Here is a 15,044-nt window from a genome sequence, read left to right as displayed (position 1 = left end):
CACCATTCTGACACAGCGACGCCATGAAAACATGTGAGCGCTTCGCAGAATTAAACAACCCGCTCCGGCTGGGGAGTCTTCTCAACGCGAGGCTTATAACGGAACAGAGGCAAGCAGATCTGGATAAGCGGGCCAATGGTCAGCGCATACGCGACGGTGCCTATCCCGAACGTTCCGCCCAGCATGCACCCAATCAGCAGCACGGACACTTCAATCGAGGTACGTACACTGCGGATGGACCATCCCATACGGGCATGGATCCCGGTCATGAGACCGTCGCGCGGGCCCGCCCCGAAACCGGCACCGATATACATACCGGTGGCTATCGCGTTCACGACAATTCCGGCCACCAGCAGCCCGATACGCAGGGGCAGCGAGGTCACCTCGGGGATCAGGGCCATGGAGGCATCTGCCGCCAGGCCAATAATAATCACGTTACTGAGGGTTCCCAGACCAGGCATCTGACGCAGCGGGATCCACAGCAGCAGTACCGCCGCACCGGTTAAAATAATCACCATCCCAATGCTCAACCCCAGCTGGATTGCCACGCCAAGGTGGAAGACGTCCCACGGATCGAGCCCCAGATCCGAACGAATAAACATCGTGGTTGAAAGCCCATACAGCCCTAAACCGACATACAGTTGTAGCAGACGACGTACCATTTTTTATCTTCTCCAGTGAACCAGGCTTTCATCTTGAGTGAAAATGGCATTATGATTAATGTCCAGTTTTCAAATAGTGGACTGCACATGTCATCTCGCCGCTTCGGAAGCCAGTCATTGGTACGCCTGTTAGGCCACTGGCAACAAACCTCGTCCCGGACCCCGCTCTGGCGTCAGCTGGCGGATGCGTTACGCCTGTTAATTCTTGATGGCCGACTGGCGCTTAACACCCGTCTACCCGGCGAGCGGGAGCTGGCCACTGCGCTGGATGTGAGCCGGACCACCATCAGCAGCGCGCTCGCCCATCTGCGTGAGGAAGGTTATCTTGAAAGCCGCCACGGCAGCGGTTCACGCGTGATCCTGCCCGACACACGCGCCGTGCCGACCCTTTCAGCAGCCAGTGCCGCGCTGGATCTCTCCACCGCGGCGCTCAATGCCGGGCCTGAGATCCACCAGGCCTATACCCATGCGCTCACGGCCATTACGCAACATCTCTCGCTTACGGGTTACGATCAGCTTGGGTTGCCGGCGCTGCGGGAAGCCATCGCCGCACGCTATACCGCGCGGGGGCTTCCGACCCGGACAGACGAGGTGATGGTGGTCAATGGCGCGGTCAGCGGTTTTGCGCTGGTCCTGCGGATGATGACCGGCCCGGGGGATCGCGTCGTGGTCGATCATCCCACTTACCCGCTGGCGATCGCCGCCATTCAGGGAGCGCAGTGCCGTCCAGTGGGTGTGTCGCTGCCGGAAACGGGCTGGGATACCCATGGGTTTGCCGCAACGCTTGCCCAGACAGCGCCGCGCCTCGCATACCTGATGCCCGATTTTCATAACCCGACCGGGCGATGCATGGATATTCCCACCCGTCAGGCAATCACCGAGATTGCCGCGCAAACCCGCACGACGCTGGTAGTAGATGAAACGATGGTGGATCTGTGGTTTGACTCGCCCCCGCCGCCGCCGCTGGCGTCATTTAACCCGCAGGCCACCGTGATAACGTTAGGCTCTGCCGGAAAAAGTTTCTGGGGCGGCCTTCGTCTTGGCTGGATCCGTGCCTCCTCGCGCACCATCGCTACGCTTGCCCAGACGCGGGATACCCTGGATTTAGGATCGCCCATGCTCGAACAGCTGGCGACGCTGTGGCTTATCAATAACAGCGAAACGTTTTTGCCTGCTCGCCGGAAGATGCTGGCGGAACGACGAGACCAATGCGGCGCGCTGTTGCGCGAGCACTTCCCTGAATGGACATTCCATGAAGCGGAAGGCGGGCTTTCCTACTGGATTGAACTGCCGGGGATGCTGGCAACACAGCTTGCTGCACGCGCAGAGATACTGGGAATCAACCTGGGGACCGGCACGCGGTTTGGTTTATCGGGTGCGTTTGATCGGTATTTACGTATGCCCTTTTCACTCGATCCGGCTGAGCTTGAACAGGCGTTAATGAGAATTAAACCCTTGTGGCTCGCCCTGAATAAAAACGTGCCATCAATAAAAAGAAGTCTTGTTTGATATAAAAAATTTGAAGTGGATCATAAAATAAAAACTGCTGACTGTCACAGATACAGTCAGCAGTTTTCACCATTCAGGATTTAGTGCTGAGGAGGAATAGGAAAACCTTTCAGTGAAATAACGAAATTTTCACCGTCTTTCTTTATTTTTGCGCCGGTATCACACCAGTCAGACGCAATACGAAAGAACTCATCACTTCCTACATTCCAGCCAAGACGTACATGCTTCACGTAGCCTGAACGCAACAGATCGCAGGCCTCGTTGTAGTCACTGGCAGTTGACAGTTGTTGTTTCATTTTCTCTTCTTAAGAATTTTACGTAGAGCCTTGATTTCTTTAGGAGTAAATGGAGAAACACTCTCTTCTTCCGTATGCTGGTTATCAATATCCTCTTCCGATACTCCCGCCTCTTCTACCGCTTCGAATGCCAGCAGCAGCAGTTTCTCTGTCGTCACGCTTAAATTCTCGTTATTAACTTCAGCATAGTGGCGAAGTCTTTCTTTTAGCGCTTGATCAATCTTAACGTTTAACACCGCAGTAGCCATGTTTGTCACTTCCCTTCGGAATAAGTACTTTATTTAATACACGAACTTACCAATGTTATCCAGATATATATTTTTAAGTTATGACAGAAAAAAGACATCCGATATTAAAATGACAGTCTATTATTACAGGTTTATGACAGTAATATTTCAATGCAATAAAATATATATTACATGCGGTCAGTAAAGTCCTAATAACGTTGTGGATTAAAGGCTATTCGAAGCGAGGAGAAACAGGGAGAGTGTTGATGAGAGCAGAAATGGGTGGGGGCCCTGCCAGCTACATCCCGGCACACACGTCGTCTGCCCTGGCTGCTTCCTTCCGGACCTGACCTGGTGAACAGAGTAGCGTTGCGGGAGAACCAACAGAGCCCCCATTGAGAGCGTTGATAACCAACGCGCTGGCGCATTATCCCTGTGCTTACCGCCAATTGCAAGCGACCCGCAACTGGATGCTGGTTTCTTGCGCAAACTGGCGCAGCAATTGGGTTTATCTTCGTTTAACATGACTGTCCAGACATTCCCCACAGGTAGACGTATGGACGAACATGACTCCTTTCCACAACGCGTATGGCAAATTGTGGCCTCTGTGCCGGAAGGTTATGTCACCACCTATGGCGACGTAGCGCGTCTGGCCGGTTCTCCGCGTGCGGCGCGGCAGGTCGGTGGCGTACTGAAAAGGTTGCCGGAAGGAAGTACCCTGCCCTGGCATCGGGTGGTAAATCGTCATGGGGCGATCTCGTTGACCGGGCCGGATCTGCAGCGCCAGCGTCAGGCGTTACTGTCAGAAGGGGTGCAGGTGTCGGGGTCAGGACAGATTGATTTGCAAAAGTACCGCTGGGTGTATTAAACCCTCTCCCGAAGGAGAGGGTTTAAAGCGTTACATCTGGGTCGGAGGGGTTGGCAGAGACGGTTGGTTAGTCTGTGGCGCAACCGGCACTTCGGTTTGCTGTACCGGAACCAGGTTCAGGTCAACTTTTGTCCCGCCATGGTTAATCGCTTCCTGCACCGTATCGGTGATAAACACCAGTTTATCGTTGATCGTTACTGCTGCGCTCAGGAGGATACGGGCATTAGGCTGCACGTCTGATGGGTTATACGGCAACACGAAGCTAAACGGTGCCTGCTTACCTTCCGTACGTACGGCACGCTGGGCCAATACTTTAGACGGCGCGTCTGCCAGGGAAGCATCAGACAGAGTTACCGTTAATACCGCATCTGGCGGTAACGCGACTTTCTGTTTAATCCAGATAGTCCCAGAAACGTTAGGCTGCTGAATGGACTGCTGTGAGAGTGTATTAATCCCGTTTGGATCTGCTGCTGGCACCGGCACCTGGGCGCTCTTTCCTGCACAGGCGGACAACGCCACCGCAATTGCTACACCACTTAGCATGGGCACGAGTTTCATTGAAGTCTCCTTATCATCAATGCACCAGCGGGATCGATCCCATCCGATGTCGTTTCAATCACATAACACAGGTAAGTTTGGCACAGATCACTGATTTATGCCTAAAATCGTCCAGATATTCAGATTATTCTACCCATCGGACCACTTTCATTTCTGCGTTATACTCTGCCTATCTTTCGCTACGGCGTTTATTGAGGACAACTATGAGTCAGGCACTGAACAATCTGCTGACATTACTGAATCTGGAAAAAATTGAGGAAGGACTCTTTCGCGGACAGAGCGAAGATCTCGGCTTACGCCAGGTCTTCGGCGGGCAAGTCGTAGGACAAGCGCTCTACGCAGCAAAGGAGACCGTCCCTGCAGACCGTCTGGTGCACTCATTTCACAGCTACTTCTTACGCCCTGGTGATAGCGCGAAACCCATCGTGTATGACGTTGAGGTATTGCGGGATGGTAACAGCTTTAGCGCGCGTCGTGTCGCGGCGGTTCAGAATGGCAAGCCTATCTTTTACATGACCGCCTCGTTCCAGGCGCCGGAACCGGGTTATGAGCATCAGAAAACGATGCCACCCGCACCGTCGCCAGACGATCTCAAATCCGAGACCGATATCGCTCGTGCGCTGGCGCATCTGCTTCCACCGCAGGTAAAGGAGAAGTTTCTCTGCGATAAACCGCTTGAGATCCGCCCTGTCGAATTCCATAACCCGATGAAAGGCCACACGGCCGAGCCAAAGCGCCAGGTCTGGATCCGCGCTAACGGCACCGTGCCCGCGGATTTCCGCGTTCATCAGTATCTGCTGGGTTATGCCTCAGATTTCAACTTCCTGCCGGTGGCGCTGCAGCCGCACGGCGTGGGCTTCCTTGAAAAAGGGATGCAGGTGGCCACCATCGATCACTCCATGTGGTTCCATCGTCCGTTCGACATGAACGAGTGGCTGCTCTACAGCGTGGAGAGTACTTCGGCGTCAAGCGCGCGCGGCTTTGTGCGCGGTGAGTTTTACACTCAGGATGGCGTGCTGGTCGCGTCGACGGTGCAGGAAGGGGTAATGCGTAACCGCGGGTGATGTTGTACTGCGGCCCTCTCCCGACGGGAAAGGGAACAAAACGAAAACGGCAACCCTGGGTTGCCGTTTTGCTTATCAGGCGTTGTACGCATTCTCGCCGTGGCTGTTGACGTCCAGACCTTCGCGTTCCTGCTCTTCCGGAACACGCAGACCGACGGTCATATCCGCCAGCTTATAGCCGATGAAGGCCACAACGGCAGACCACACGACGGTGATGGCAATACTTTCCAGCTGCACCAGCACCTGGTGAACCATGGTGACGCCTTCTGCGTAACCCACGCCACCCAGCGATTTCGCCGCGAAGATACCGGTCATGATACAACCGACGATGCCGCAGACGCCGTGTACACCGAAGACATCGCACGGGTCATCGACGCGCAGAACACGTTTCAGCGCCGTCACACCCCACAGACCCGCCAGACCGGCGACCAGCCCGACAAGCAGCGCGCCGCCAACACCGACATAGCCACAAGCTGGCGTGATACCAACCAGACCGGCAATTGCACCTGAACAGGCACCCAGCAGTGAAGGCTTACCGCGTACCGCCCACTCACCAAACACCCATGAGAGGATCGCACCCGCCGTGGCCACAACCGTGTTCACGAAGGCCAGCGCGGCGATTTCGTTTGCTGCGCTTGCTGAACCGGCGTTGAAGCCGAACCAGCCAAAGTAAAGGATCGCTGTACCGGTAAAGACCATCGGCAGGTTGTGCGGTTTGAACGCCTCTTTACCGAAGCCCACGCGTTTGCCAATCAGGTATGCCCCTACCAGGCCCGCCACCGCGGCGTTGATGTGTACAACGGTACCGCCTGCGAAGTCCAGCGCGCCATGGCTCGCCAGCAGACCGCCACCCCAGACCATGTGTGCAATCGGCACATAGGAGAGCGTCAGCCAGACCACCACGAAGATCAGTACGGCGGAGAAGCGAATACGCTCAGCCAGCGCACCGACGATCAGCCCGACGGTGATACAGGCGAACGAGCCCTGGAAGGCAACGTGAATATATTGATAGAAACTGCCCATCAGCGCGGTCAGTTCGATGTTTTTCAGCATGACCCAGTCAAAGTTTCCGAAGAACGCATTGCCCGTGCCGAAGGCCAGAGAGTAACCGTAGACAACCCACAACACGCAAACCAGCGCGAACGTGACGGCAACCTGCGTCAGCATGGAGAGAACGTTTTTGCCACGGATCAGGCCGCCGTAGAACAGCGCAATGCCCGGAATGGACATGAACAGCACCAGCGCGGTGCTGATCATCATAAAGGCGTTATCGGCTTTGTCTGCCACCGCAGGGGCAGCCAGTGCCAGGCCCGGCAGCAGTGCCAGCGAACCCAGACCCGTTTTGATTGTTGCTATCTTCATTTTCTCGATCCCTATCACTGTGTGCCAGGAGTTACTTACAGTGCCGCTTCGTCAGATTCGCCGGTACGGATGCGAATGACGCGCTGCAATTCGGCAACGAAAATTTTGCCGTCGCCAATTTTGCCGGTGTAGGCCGCTTTGCTAATGACATCAATAACTTCATCAAGCTGGTCATCAGCAATCGCGACATCAATTTTTACTTTTGGCAGGAAGTTAACGCTGTATTCTGCCCCGCGGTAAAGCTCGGCATGACCCTTCTGACGACCAAAGCCTTTCACTTCGGTGACAGTCAGTCCCTGAATACCCATGGAAGACAATGCTTCACGCACGTCTTCGAGTTTGAATGGTTTGATTACAACCGTAACCAGCTTCATAGATCCCCTCCAGTCAGAATTCGGTAATGGCCGCCGCTAATACGCAGAAGACATTGCAAGGGGTGTGCCAGAAATGAAAACCTGAGGGAAACGCGCTGCAATGAGCATTACACGAGCATGTTTAACGAACCGGTGAAAAAAAACGCACCATGACAGTGCACGGTGCGTTTCAGTTTTGCACCAACAGTAATGACTGTTAGCGCGCTGCCTTGTTTTGGTGCATCAGGCGCTGAGGGACTCGTCCTCACGCACGCTGGCGGCCAGCTCTTCACCGGCCAGCTGCAGCTGATACATCTGCCAGTAGCGCCCTTTTGCTTCGAGCAGCTCCCGGTGCGTACCGCGTTCGACGGCCTGACCGCGATGCAACACCAGGATGGTGTCTGCGTCGACAATCGTTGAAAGACGGTGTGCGATAACCACCAGCGTCGTGTGGTCACGCACCGCGGCCAGCGCCAGCTGGATAGCCTGCTCAGTACCAGAGTCAATGCTGGCGGTCGCTTCGTCGAGTATCAGCACCTGCGGCGTTTCAATCAGCACCCGCGCCAGGGCCAGAAGCTGCTTTTGTCCCACCGAGAGGTTATTCCCCTGCTCACCAAGCCGGGTATTGATCCCATCGCTAAAACCGCGCGCCAGTTCTGCCAGCTGCACGGTCTCCAGCACATCCCACACCTGTTGCTGGGTATAATCTCGCCCCAGGGTGACGTTGGCGTAAAAGGTATCGGCCATGACTACCGGGTCTTGCTGCACCATTGCAACGCCTTTGCGCAACACATTGTGGCTCAGTGATGCGAGCGGACGACCATCAATGCGGATTTCACCCTGACTGACCGGGTAATAGCCCATCAACAGGCTGGCGAGGGTACTTTTGCCGCTGCCGGTGTGCCCCACCAGCGCCACAAAGCCGCGCGACGGCACATCAAGAGAGATGTCCTGCAACACCAGACGGTCTTCACGGTAAGCAAACGAGACCTTATCAAACGTAATCTCTCCGCTTTGCAAAGGACGCTCATCATCGCCGTAGGTCTGACGTGGCCGGTCCATCAGTTCGAACACGCGCTCCCCCGCCACCACGGCCTGTTGCAACATAGACTGCTGGGTGGTGAGTTCTATCAACGGTTCATTAAGGCGTCCCAGATAGCTGATAAAAGCGTACAGAACCCCAACTTCAATTGTTCCGTTCGCGCTCATCCCGAAAAGCATCAGCAGGCCACAGAGAACCAGCGCCGAGAAGAGGCTCAGCAGCGGACGCAGCAGGAAACCGTCCAGTCGCAGCGTTTGCATACGCGCCATATAGTGCGACCGGCTGGCTTCCCCCATGCGTTCACCAAAGCGAGCCTGCTGGCGGAACTGCTGAATGACGCTCATGCCGTTGATCACTTCGTTGAAGCCATCGTTGATATCGGCCAGATAGGCCCGCACCCGACGCACAATCGGCGTGCTGTAGCGTTGATAGATGACCATTACAATCAATACGGCCGGGAAGATGGTGATCGCCACCAGAGCCATACGCCAGTTGAGGCTGAACATCGCCACCAGCATGGCGCCAATCAGCGCCGCGCTGCGCAGCACGGTTGCCACGACGGTGACATACAGATCGCGGATCACCTCGGTATCGTTGGTCACCCGGGATATCACCTGCCCAACCGGCTGGGTATCAAACTCGCTCAACGGCTGGCGTAGCGCCGCATCCATCACATCCGTACGTAGCTTCTGCACCACGCCCACGGCCGCCCGGTTAAAGAGCAGAGACTGGGCGTAATGCAGTGACGCCGCCGTCAGCTGTAGCCCAACGTAGGCCACACCTAACCCCGCGACAAGCCCCAGCGGCAAATAGCTTTTTGCCACCATATTGTCGATAAAGTAGCTGATAAGCAGCGGACCGCTCACTTCTGCAATCGCGGCAATCCACAGCAACAGTACGGCAAGCGAAAGCGGTTTTCGCCACGGAGAACCATAGGCCAGCAGGCGTTTTAGCGTCGGCCACTGCGTCACGGTCTTACGCATTAGCGTTCTCCTCATCCTGTTCCGGGGCGTCGTCCAGCGCCGCTTCAAGCTGCTGATAACGATACATATCGCGATACCAGCCCGGTTGCTCCGCAAGCTGTTCATGCTGTCCGCGCTGGGCAATGTGCCCGTGCTGTAATACCAGAATTTCATTGGCTTCCGTCAGCGCCGACAACCGGTGTGCACTGATGATCACCGTCCTTCCATCCCCCCACTGTCGCAGGTTATGCAGGATCTGGTGCTCGGTGCGGCCATCGACGGCAGAGAGCGCATCATCAAGGATCAGGATTTCGGCATTCAGCAGCAGCGCGCGGGCAATCGAGAGACGCTGTTTTTGCCCGCCGGAAAGCATAACGCCACGCTCACCCACTTCCGTTTCATAGCCCTGTGGCAGACGCAGAATATCGTCATGGACGCTGGCCAGGCGCGCGACGTGCTCAATCTCTTCCTGAGTTGCCGCCGGGCGTCCGAGGGCAATGTTATTCGCCACGGTGTCAGAAAAGAGAAACGGCGTCTGGCTGACCACCGCCAGACGACCGCGCCAGTCATCGAGTAGCAGGTTCGTCAACGGAATATCATGGAAGCGAATATCGCCCTGCGTGACGTCAAAATGACGTTGAAGCAGGGAGAGTACGGTACTTTTCCCGGCGCCTGTCGGACCGCAGATACCGAGCATCTGACCCGGTTTGAGCGTAAAGCTGACGTTCTCCAGTACCGTATGTTCCGTTTGCGGATACACAAACTTACGGACGTCGACATTCATCACGCCGCGCCCGTCCGGTACCGATTCGCTACCGTCATTCACCACTGGCGCTTCGGCCAGCATCGCGCGAATACGGCTGTAGGCGGCGCTGCCGCGCTCTACGATGTTAAACATCCAGGCCAGTGCCAGCATCGGCCATATCATCAGCCCCAGGTACATGGCAAAGCTGGTCAATTGCCCGAGGGTTAGCGAGCCCTGCACCACCATCCAGCTCCCGCCACCAATGGCCAGCAGGTTTGCCATGCCAATCGCGACATAGATTGTCGGGTCAAACCGCGCATCGATACGCGCAACGCGCATGTTCTTCGCCCCCGTGTCGGCGGCATCGGCTGCAAACAGCGCGGATTGTCGATCTTCCAGGCCAAACGCTTTGATCATGCGGATGCTGGTCATGCTCTCCTGCGTACGGTCATTCAGCGAGGAAAACGCCGCCTGCGCCAGCTTGAAGCGCTCATGAAGCTGTTCGCCATAGCGGTTGATCGCCAGCGCCATCAGCGGCATAGGTAGCAACGCCAGCAGCGTGAGCTGCCAGCTTATCTGGGTGGACATCACAATCAGAACCGCACAGCCCATCACCAGAGAGTCCACCAGCGTTAACACCCCTTCCCCGGCGGCAAACACGACGCGGTCAACGTCATTGGTGGCGCGAGCGATAAGATCCCCGGTGCGATGGCGCAGGTAGAACTCGGGATGCTGGCGGCTCAGCTGACGATAAAAATCTTCACGCAGTTCGACGGCCAGCTGATAGGACGCGCCAAACAGCAGTACCCGCCAGACGTAGCGCAGCAGATAGACAATGATGGCCGTCAGCACCAGCGTGCCGACCCACATCAACACCCGTGCGGTGGTGTAATGCTGTTCTGTAACGCCATCCACAACGTATCCCACCACTTTCGGTGGAATTAACTGCAGGATGGCAATGATAATAAGCAGGGCCACAGCGCCGAGGTAGCGTTGCCACTCCCGACGAAAGTACCAGCTTAATTGGGCAAATAATCGCACGCGGTTTGTTCCTGAAGGTATGGATCCGGCTACGCCGGGAAGTTATTCAATTAATCAATGGGTAGTGCTGTGGTGTATTTAATCTGTTCCATGGCGAAGCTCGAGGTGACGTCCGACAAGCCCGGTACGCTGTTCACCAGCCGCTTGTAAAAATCATCATAACGCTTCATGTCTGCCACCTGGACGCGCATCAGATAGTCATACTCTCCCGCCATGCGCCAGAAACCGAGCACCTCCGGCATCTCGGAGACCTGTGTTACGAAGCGGCTGTACCACTCGCTGCTGTGATGTTGGGTTTTTATCAGGACAAATGCCGTCAACCCAAGCCCCAGTTTTTCGGGATCTAAAAGCGCGACTCGCCCCAGAAGGATGCCGTCATCTTCAAGCTTCTTGAGGCGCTTCCAGCACGGCGTGGTGGTCAGATTAACGGCATCTGCCAGTGCCTGCAAAGAGAGGGTACAGTCACTTTGCAGTAAAGAAAGCAGCTTACGGTCTATTTTATCTAGCATACCCACCTCACAGAGAAAAATTTTCTCCCTTCATTCTATTTTAAAGGCCATATAGCAACAATTTTTTCTGTGCTTTTCGCTATGCTGGGCACAAAATGACAAACGGATAAATACGATGAATAGCGCCTGGGTTAAACATGCCATCAGCGAAATCAATGCCGACTATCAGCGCTCGGCGGACACCCATCTCATTCGCCTGGCTCTGCCGGGTTTTGCTGGCATCCAGCTGTACCTGAAAGATGAAAGCACCCATCCCACCGGTAGCCTGAAGCATCGCCTGGCGCGTTCGCTCTTTTTATACGGTTTGTGTAACGGCTGGATTAAGAAGGGAACCACGATTATTGAATCCTCCTCCGGTTCAACCGCCGTATCCGAAGCCTACTTTGCCCGCCTGCTGGGCCTGCCGTTTATCGCCGTGATGCCCTCCTGCACCGCGAAACGAAAAATTGAGCAGATCGAATTTTACGGTGGACGCTGCCACTTTGTGGAAAGCGCCTGCGAAATTTACGCCGCGTCTGAAATGCTGGCCCGTGAGCTGAATGGCCACTATATGGACCAGTTCACCTTTGCGGAGCGAGCCACAGACTGGCGCGGCAATAACAACATTGCCGACAGTATTTTCCGCCAGATGACCCACGAACCTCACCCTGTTCCGTCGTACATCGTGATGAGCGCCGGTACTGGCGGCACCTCAGCCACCCTGGGACGTTACATCCGCTGTCAGGGCTATAATACGCAGCTGATGGTGGTGGATCCGCAGAACTCGGTGTTCCTGGACTACTGGCAAAGCCGCAATGCGGATCTGCGCAGCCCGGTGGGCAGTAAGATTGAAGGTATTGGCCGCCCGCGCGTGGAGCCTTCATTCATTCCGGACGTAGTGGATGAAATGCTCCGCGTGCCGGATGCCGCCAGCGTGGCAACCGCGCACTGGCTGGAGACACAAATTGGTCGTAAAGTCGGTGCATCTACCGGCACCAACATGTGGGGAGCCCTGCAGCTTGCGGCTCGCATGCGTGAAGAGGGGCGCACCGGCTCTATCGTCACCCTGCTCTGCGACAGCGGCGAGCGCTATCTTGAGACCTATTACAATGCGCAGTGGGTTCAGGCAAACATCGGCGATATTGAGCCGTGGAAAGCGCAGATTACGCAGCTGGTGAAATAAAAAAAAGCCAGACCGGGGTCTGGCTTGCTGGAAGGGTCTCACTATTCGGGGGAATATGGGAGGTTGTTGTTGTCCAGCCAATGCGTCAAAAAATGAGACACTGCTTCGTTACCGCAGTGCCCGATAACCGGTAGATGGGGAAGCTCTGCCTTCAACTGCGGCATCGCATTTCCCATGATCAGACCGCGACCAACGCTGCCCAGCATTTCGCGGTCGTTCATGGCGTCGCCAAACGCCATACATTCCTGCATCGTTAAGCCCAGGTGATCGCTCAGTACCGCCAGCGCCGATCCTTTATTACACCCAACCGGCAAAACCTCGAGACAGTCCACCGCTGAAAAGGTCAGGTGCGCCCGGTCGCCTAACGCGTCATTCAGCTGAATGCGTAAGCGACAAAGATCGTCATGATCGCCGCAGAAACAGATCTTCGTCACCGCGTGAGCCGGAATACGGCGCAGATCGATAAGCTGATAGCGGAAACCACTGTAGACATGGGCGTGCAGCAATGCCGGAATGTCATGCCCGGTAAACCAGCCGTTATCGTTAAAGACATGAACGCTGGCCCGGGTGTCCCAGGTGCTGTGCAATACGATATCTGCCACTTCCGGGTTGAGATCCTGACGGTGGAGAACATCGCCTTCGACAGAGTGAATGCGCGTCCCATTGCCGGTAATAAGAAAAGCATCCAGGGAAAACGCCCCCAGCAAATGGCGCATCTCCAGCACATGACGGCCGGTGGCAAACGTCAGGGTGACATCACGTTCGTGCAGGCGCTTCAGGGTACTCAGGGTTTTCTCACCCAGACGGTGATCCGGCATTAACAACGTACCGTCCATATCAAACGCAGCGAGACGAGCCATGATTACTCCTGAAATGTGATGCGGTTAACTTGTGCATCAGTATTGCGTGAGATATACGGAAGTAATAGTGAATAGATGATAATTATTGTTCAGGGTTTCTCATGCGCCAGCTTAACCGACTCAACCAGTACCACCGTTTGTGGCAGCCTTCCGCTGGCGCGACGCAGCAGGCCACCATCAGCGAGCTGGCCGCCCGCTGTTTTTGCAGCGAACGGCATGTCCGTACGTTACTGCGTCAGGCGCAGGAGGCGGGCTGGCTTAGCTGGCGAGCGCAGTCTGGCCGCGGTAAGCGTGGGGAGCTGACTTTCCACGTCACCCCGGAGTCACTGCGCAATGCGATGATGGAAGAGGCACTGAAGAGTGGGCAGCAGCATAACGCGCTTGAGCTGGCCCAGTTGGCACCGGAGGAGCTGCGGTCACTGCTTCATCCGTTTTTAGGCGGCCAGTGGCAAAACGATACGCCGACGCTGCGCATTCCCTATTACCGCTCGCTGGATCCACTGCATCCCGGCTTTTTACCCGGTCGGGCGGAACAGCATCTGGCAGGACAGGTTTTTTCCGGGCTGACGCGTTTTCACGGTAACAGCAGCGAACCGACGGGCGATCTTGCCCATCACTGGGACGTGTCGGAGGACGGGCTGCGCTGGCATTTTTATATTCGCTCCACGCTTCACTGGCATAACGGTGATAAAGTCGAAACGGTCCAGTTACAGGAGAGTCTGAATGCGATGTTGACGCTCCCGGCCATGCACAGGCTTTTTCAGAGCGTGCTGCGCATTGAAGTTACCCATCCGCAGTGTCTGACGTTTATTTTACACAAGCCCGACTACTGGCTGGCGCATCGGCTGGCAACCTATTGCAGCCGTGTGGCGCACCCGGCACAACCGATGACAGGCAGCGGACCTTTCAGGCTCACCGCGTATAAGCCGGACCTGGTTCGTCTGGAAAGCCATGAGCAGTATCACCTTAGCCACCCGCTACTGAAGGCCATCGAGTTCTGGATCACCCCTCAGCTATTTGATCAGGGGCTTGGAACCAGCTGCCGGCATCCGGTACAAATCGCCATCGGAGAGCCTGACGAACTGACCCGTTTGCGGCTGGTGAGTAACAGCATCAGCCTGGGGTTTTGCTACCTCACGCTGAAGCGCAGCCCGCGTCTTAGCGAAATGCAGGCAAGACGCCTTATCAACATCATTCACCTCTCAACGCTTCTGCATACTCTTCCTCTGGATAAGGGGCTTATCACCCCAACGCAGGAGTTGCTGCCGGGCTGGCGTATTCCTGAGTGGCCGGATCTCACGGATGTCCCTTTGCCTGAGACGCTGACCCTGATTTACCATCTGCCCGTCGAGTTACATACCATGGCGAGTCAGCTAAAAGCGTATCTTTCCCGCCAGGGCTGCGCGTTAACGGTCATCTTTCACAATGCCAAAACGTGGGACGGATGTCAGCATCTTGCCGACGCGGACCTCATGATGGGAGACAGGCTGATTGGCGAAGCACCGGAATACACCCTTGAGCAGTGGCTTCGCTGCGATGCGCTATGGCCGCATCTGCTGAGCGCGCCGCAATATGCCCATCTGCAGGCGACGCTGGATGCCGTTCAGACTCAGGCTGACGCGCATGCCCGGCATCGCGGGCTGAAAGCTATTTTCACCCAACTCATGGAGAGCGCGGTGCTGACGCCGTTGTTTAACTATCAGTACCAAATCAGCGCGCCCCCGGGAGTCAATGGCATACGGCTTAACACCCGCGGCTGGTTCGATTTCACCGAAGCCTGGCTCCCGGCCCCCAAATCGTGAAGAAGCTGGTCGTCGCCGTAGT

General features: G+C 55.9%; 15 protein-coding genes and 1 other RNA gene. 5 read left to right on the top strand and 11 right to left on the bottom strand.

The window, feature by feature from the left end; all coding sequences use genetic code 11:
• Positions 1-50: 50 nt before the first annotated feature.
• A complete protein-coding gene (locus AAIR21_RS10035) occupies positions 51-662 on the bottom strand; it encodes a YczE/YyaS/YitT family protein (protein WP_183516597.1) in 612 nt (203 codons plus the stop codon).
• An 87-nt stretch (positions 663-749) separates the two neighbouring features.
• Between AAIR21_RS10035 and AAIR21_RS10030 the strand changes: the two genes are divergently transcribed.
• On the top strand, positions 750-2,171 hold the full coding sequence (locus AAIR21_RS10030) for a PLP-dependent aminotransferase family protein (protein ID WP_183516598.1): 1,422 nt from the start codon (positions 750-752) through the stop codon (positions 2,169-2,171).
• Positions 2,172-2,251: 80 nt separating this feature from the next.
• Here the strand turns inward: AAIR21_RS10030 and AAIR21_RS10025 are convergent, their stop codons facing one another.
• The 3 genes from AAIR21_RS10025 to ffs form a co-directional block, all read right to left on the bottom strand.
• The gene (locus AAIR21_RS10025; RefSeq protein ID WP_014168888.1) at positions 2,252-2,467 is read right to left on the bottom strand and encodes a hypothetical protein; all 216 of its coding nucleotides are present in this window, start codon (positions 2,465-2,467) and stop codon (positions 2,252-2,254) included.
• A complete protein-coding gene (locus AAIR21_RS10020; protein WP_020885198.1) occupies positions 2,464-2,715 on the bottom strand; it encodes a hypothetical protein in 252 nt (83 codons plus the stop codon). The genes AAIR21_RS10025 and AAIR21_RS10020 overlap by 4 nt, the downstream gene beginning before the upstream one ends.
• A 268-nt stretch (positions 2,716-2,983) precedes the next feature.
• Positions 2,984-3,080: signal recognition particle sRNA small type (gene ffs, locus AAIR21_RS10015), an RNA gene on the bottom strand.
• 170 nt (positions 3,081-3,250) lie between these two features.
• Between ffs and AAIR21_RS10010 the strand changes: the two genes are divergently transcribed.
• A complete protein-coding gene (locus tag AAIR21_RS10010; protein WP_025204849.1) occupies positions 3,251-3,562 on the top strand; it encodes an MGMT family protein in 312 nt (103 codons plus the stop codon).
• 30 nt (positions 3,563-3,592) lie between these two features.
• Here AAIR21_RS10010 and AAIR21_RS10005 read toward each other — a convergent pair whose 3' ends face one another.
• Complete coding sequence (locus tag AAIR21_RS10005) at positions 3,593-4,120, bottom strand: YbaY family lipoprotein (protein ID WP_014168885.1); 528 nt, start codon at positions 4,118-4,120, stop codon at positions 3,593-3,595.
• 203 nt (positions 4,121-4,323) lie between these two features.
• On the opposite strand from AAIR21_RS10005, the gene tesB reads away from it, so the two are divergent.
• Positions 4,324-5,184, top strand: a complete 861-nt coding sequence (gene tesB / locus AAIR21_RS10000) for an acyl-CoA thioesterase II (protein ID WP_020885200.1) — start codon at positions 4,324-4,326, stop codon at positions 5,182-5,184.
• A gap of 75 nt (positions 5,185-5,259) precedes the next feature.
• Here the strand turns inward: tesB and amtB are convergent, their stop codons facing one another.
• From amtB to AAIR21_RS09975, 5 genes are all read right to left on the bottom strand, one after another.
• Positions 5,260-6,546, bottom strand: a complete 1,287-nt coding sequence (gene amtB, locus AAIR21_RS09995; protein ID WP_020885201.1) for an ammonium transporter AmtB — start codon at positions 6,544-6,546, stop codon at positions 5,260-5,262.
• A 35-nt stretch (positions 6,547-6,581) separates the two neighbouring features.
• Positions 6,582-6,920, bottom strand: a complete 339-nt coding sequence (glnK, locus tag AAIR21_RS09990) for a P-II family nitrogen regulator (protein WP_008503304.1) — start codon at positions 6,918-6,920, stop codon at positions 6,582-6,584.
• Positions 6,921-7,142: 222 nt separating this feature from the next.
• Positions 7,143-8,924, bottom strand: coding sequence for a SmdB family multidrug efflux ABC transporter permease/ATP-binding protein (locus AAIR21_RS09985; protein WP_020885202.1), 1,782 nt, complete (start codon positions 8,922-8,924; stop codon positions 7,143-7,145).
• The gene (locus tag AAIR21_RS09980) at positions 8,917-10,689 is read right to left on the bottom strand and encodes a SmdA family multidrug ABC transporter permease/ATP-binding protein (RefSeq protein WP_020885203.1); all 1,773 of its coding nucleotides are present in this window, start codon (positions 10,687-10,689) and stop codon (positions 8,917-8,919) included. Before AAIR21_RS09980 ends, AAIR21_RS09985 begins: the two co-directional genes overlap by 8 nt.
• A 50-nt stretch (positions 10,690-10,739) precedes the next feature.
• Positions 10,740-11,198, bottom strand: coding sequence for an Lrp/AsnC family transcriptional regulator (locus AAIR21_RS09975; RefSeq protein ID WP_020885204.1), 459 nt, complete (start codon positions 11,196-11,198; stop codon positions 10,740-10,742).
• A 115-nt stretch (positions 11,199-11,313) separates the two neighbouring features.
• Here AAIR21_RS09975 and AAIR21_RS09970 point away from each other — a divergent pair, with 115 nt between their 5' ends.
• Positions 11,314-12,360 (top strand): PLP-dependent cysteine synthase family protein, encoded by a 1,047-nt coding sequence (locus AAIR21_RS09970; protein ID WP_020885205.1) that lies wholly within the window; start codon positions 11,314-11,316, stop codon positions 12,358-12,360.
• A 41-nt stretch (positions 12,361-12,401) separates the two neighbouring features.
• Here AAIR21_RS09970 and cof read toward each other — a convergent pair whose 3' ends face one another.
• Positions 12,402-13,220, bottom strand: coding sequence for an HMP-PP phosphatase (gene cof, locus AAIR21_RS09965; protein ID WP_014168878.1), 819 nt, complete (start codon positions 13,218-13,220; stop codon positions 12,402-12,404).
• A gap of 101 nt (positions 13,221-13,321) precedes the next feature.
• On the opposite strand from cof, the gene AAIR21_RS09960 reads away from it, so the two are divergent.
• Complete coding sequence (locus tag AAIR21_RS09960) at positions 13,322-15,022, top strand: SgrR family transcriptional regulator (protein WP_183516599.1); 1,701 nt, start codon at positions 13,322-13,324, stop codon at positions 15,020-15,022.
• Positions 15,023-15,044: the final 22 nt, after the last annotated feature.

The sequence above is a fragment of the Enterobacter sp. PTB genome (assembly GCF_051130085.1).
GTDB lineage: Bacteria > Pseudomonadota > Gammaproteobacteria > Enterobacterales > Enterobacteriaceae > Enterobacter > Enterobacter ludwigii.
The sequence above is the reverse complement of the archived record's forward strand: the minus strand, read 5'-3'. Positions and strand labels throughout refer to the sequence as shown.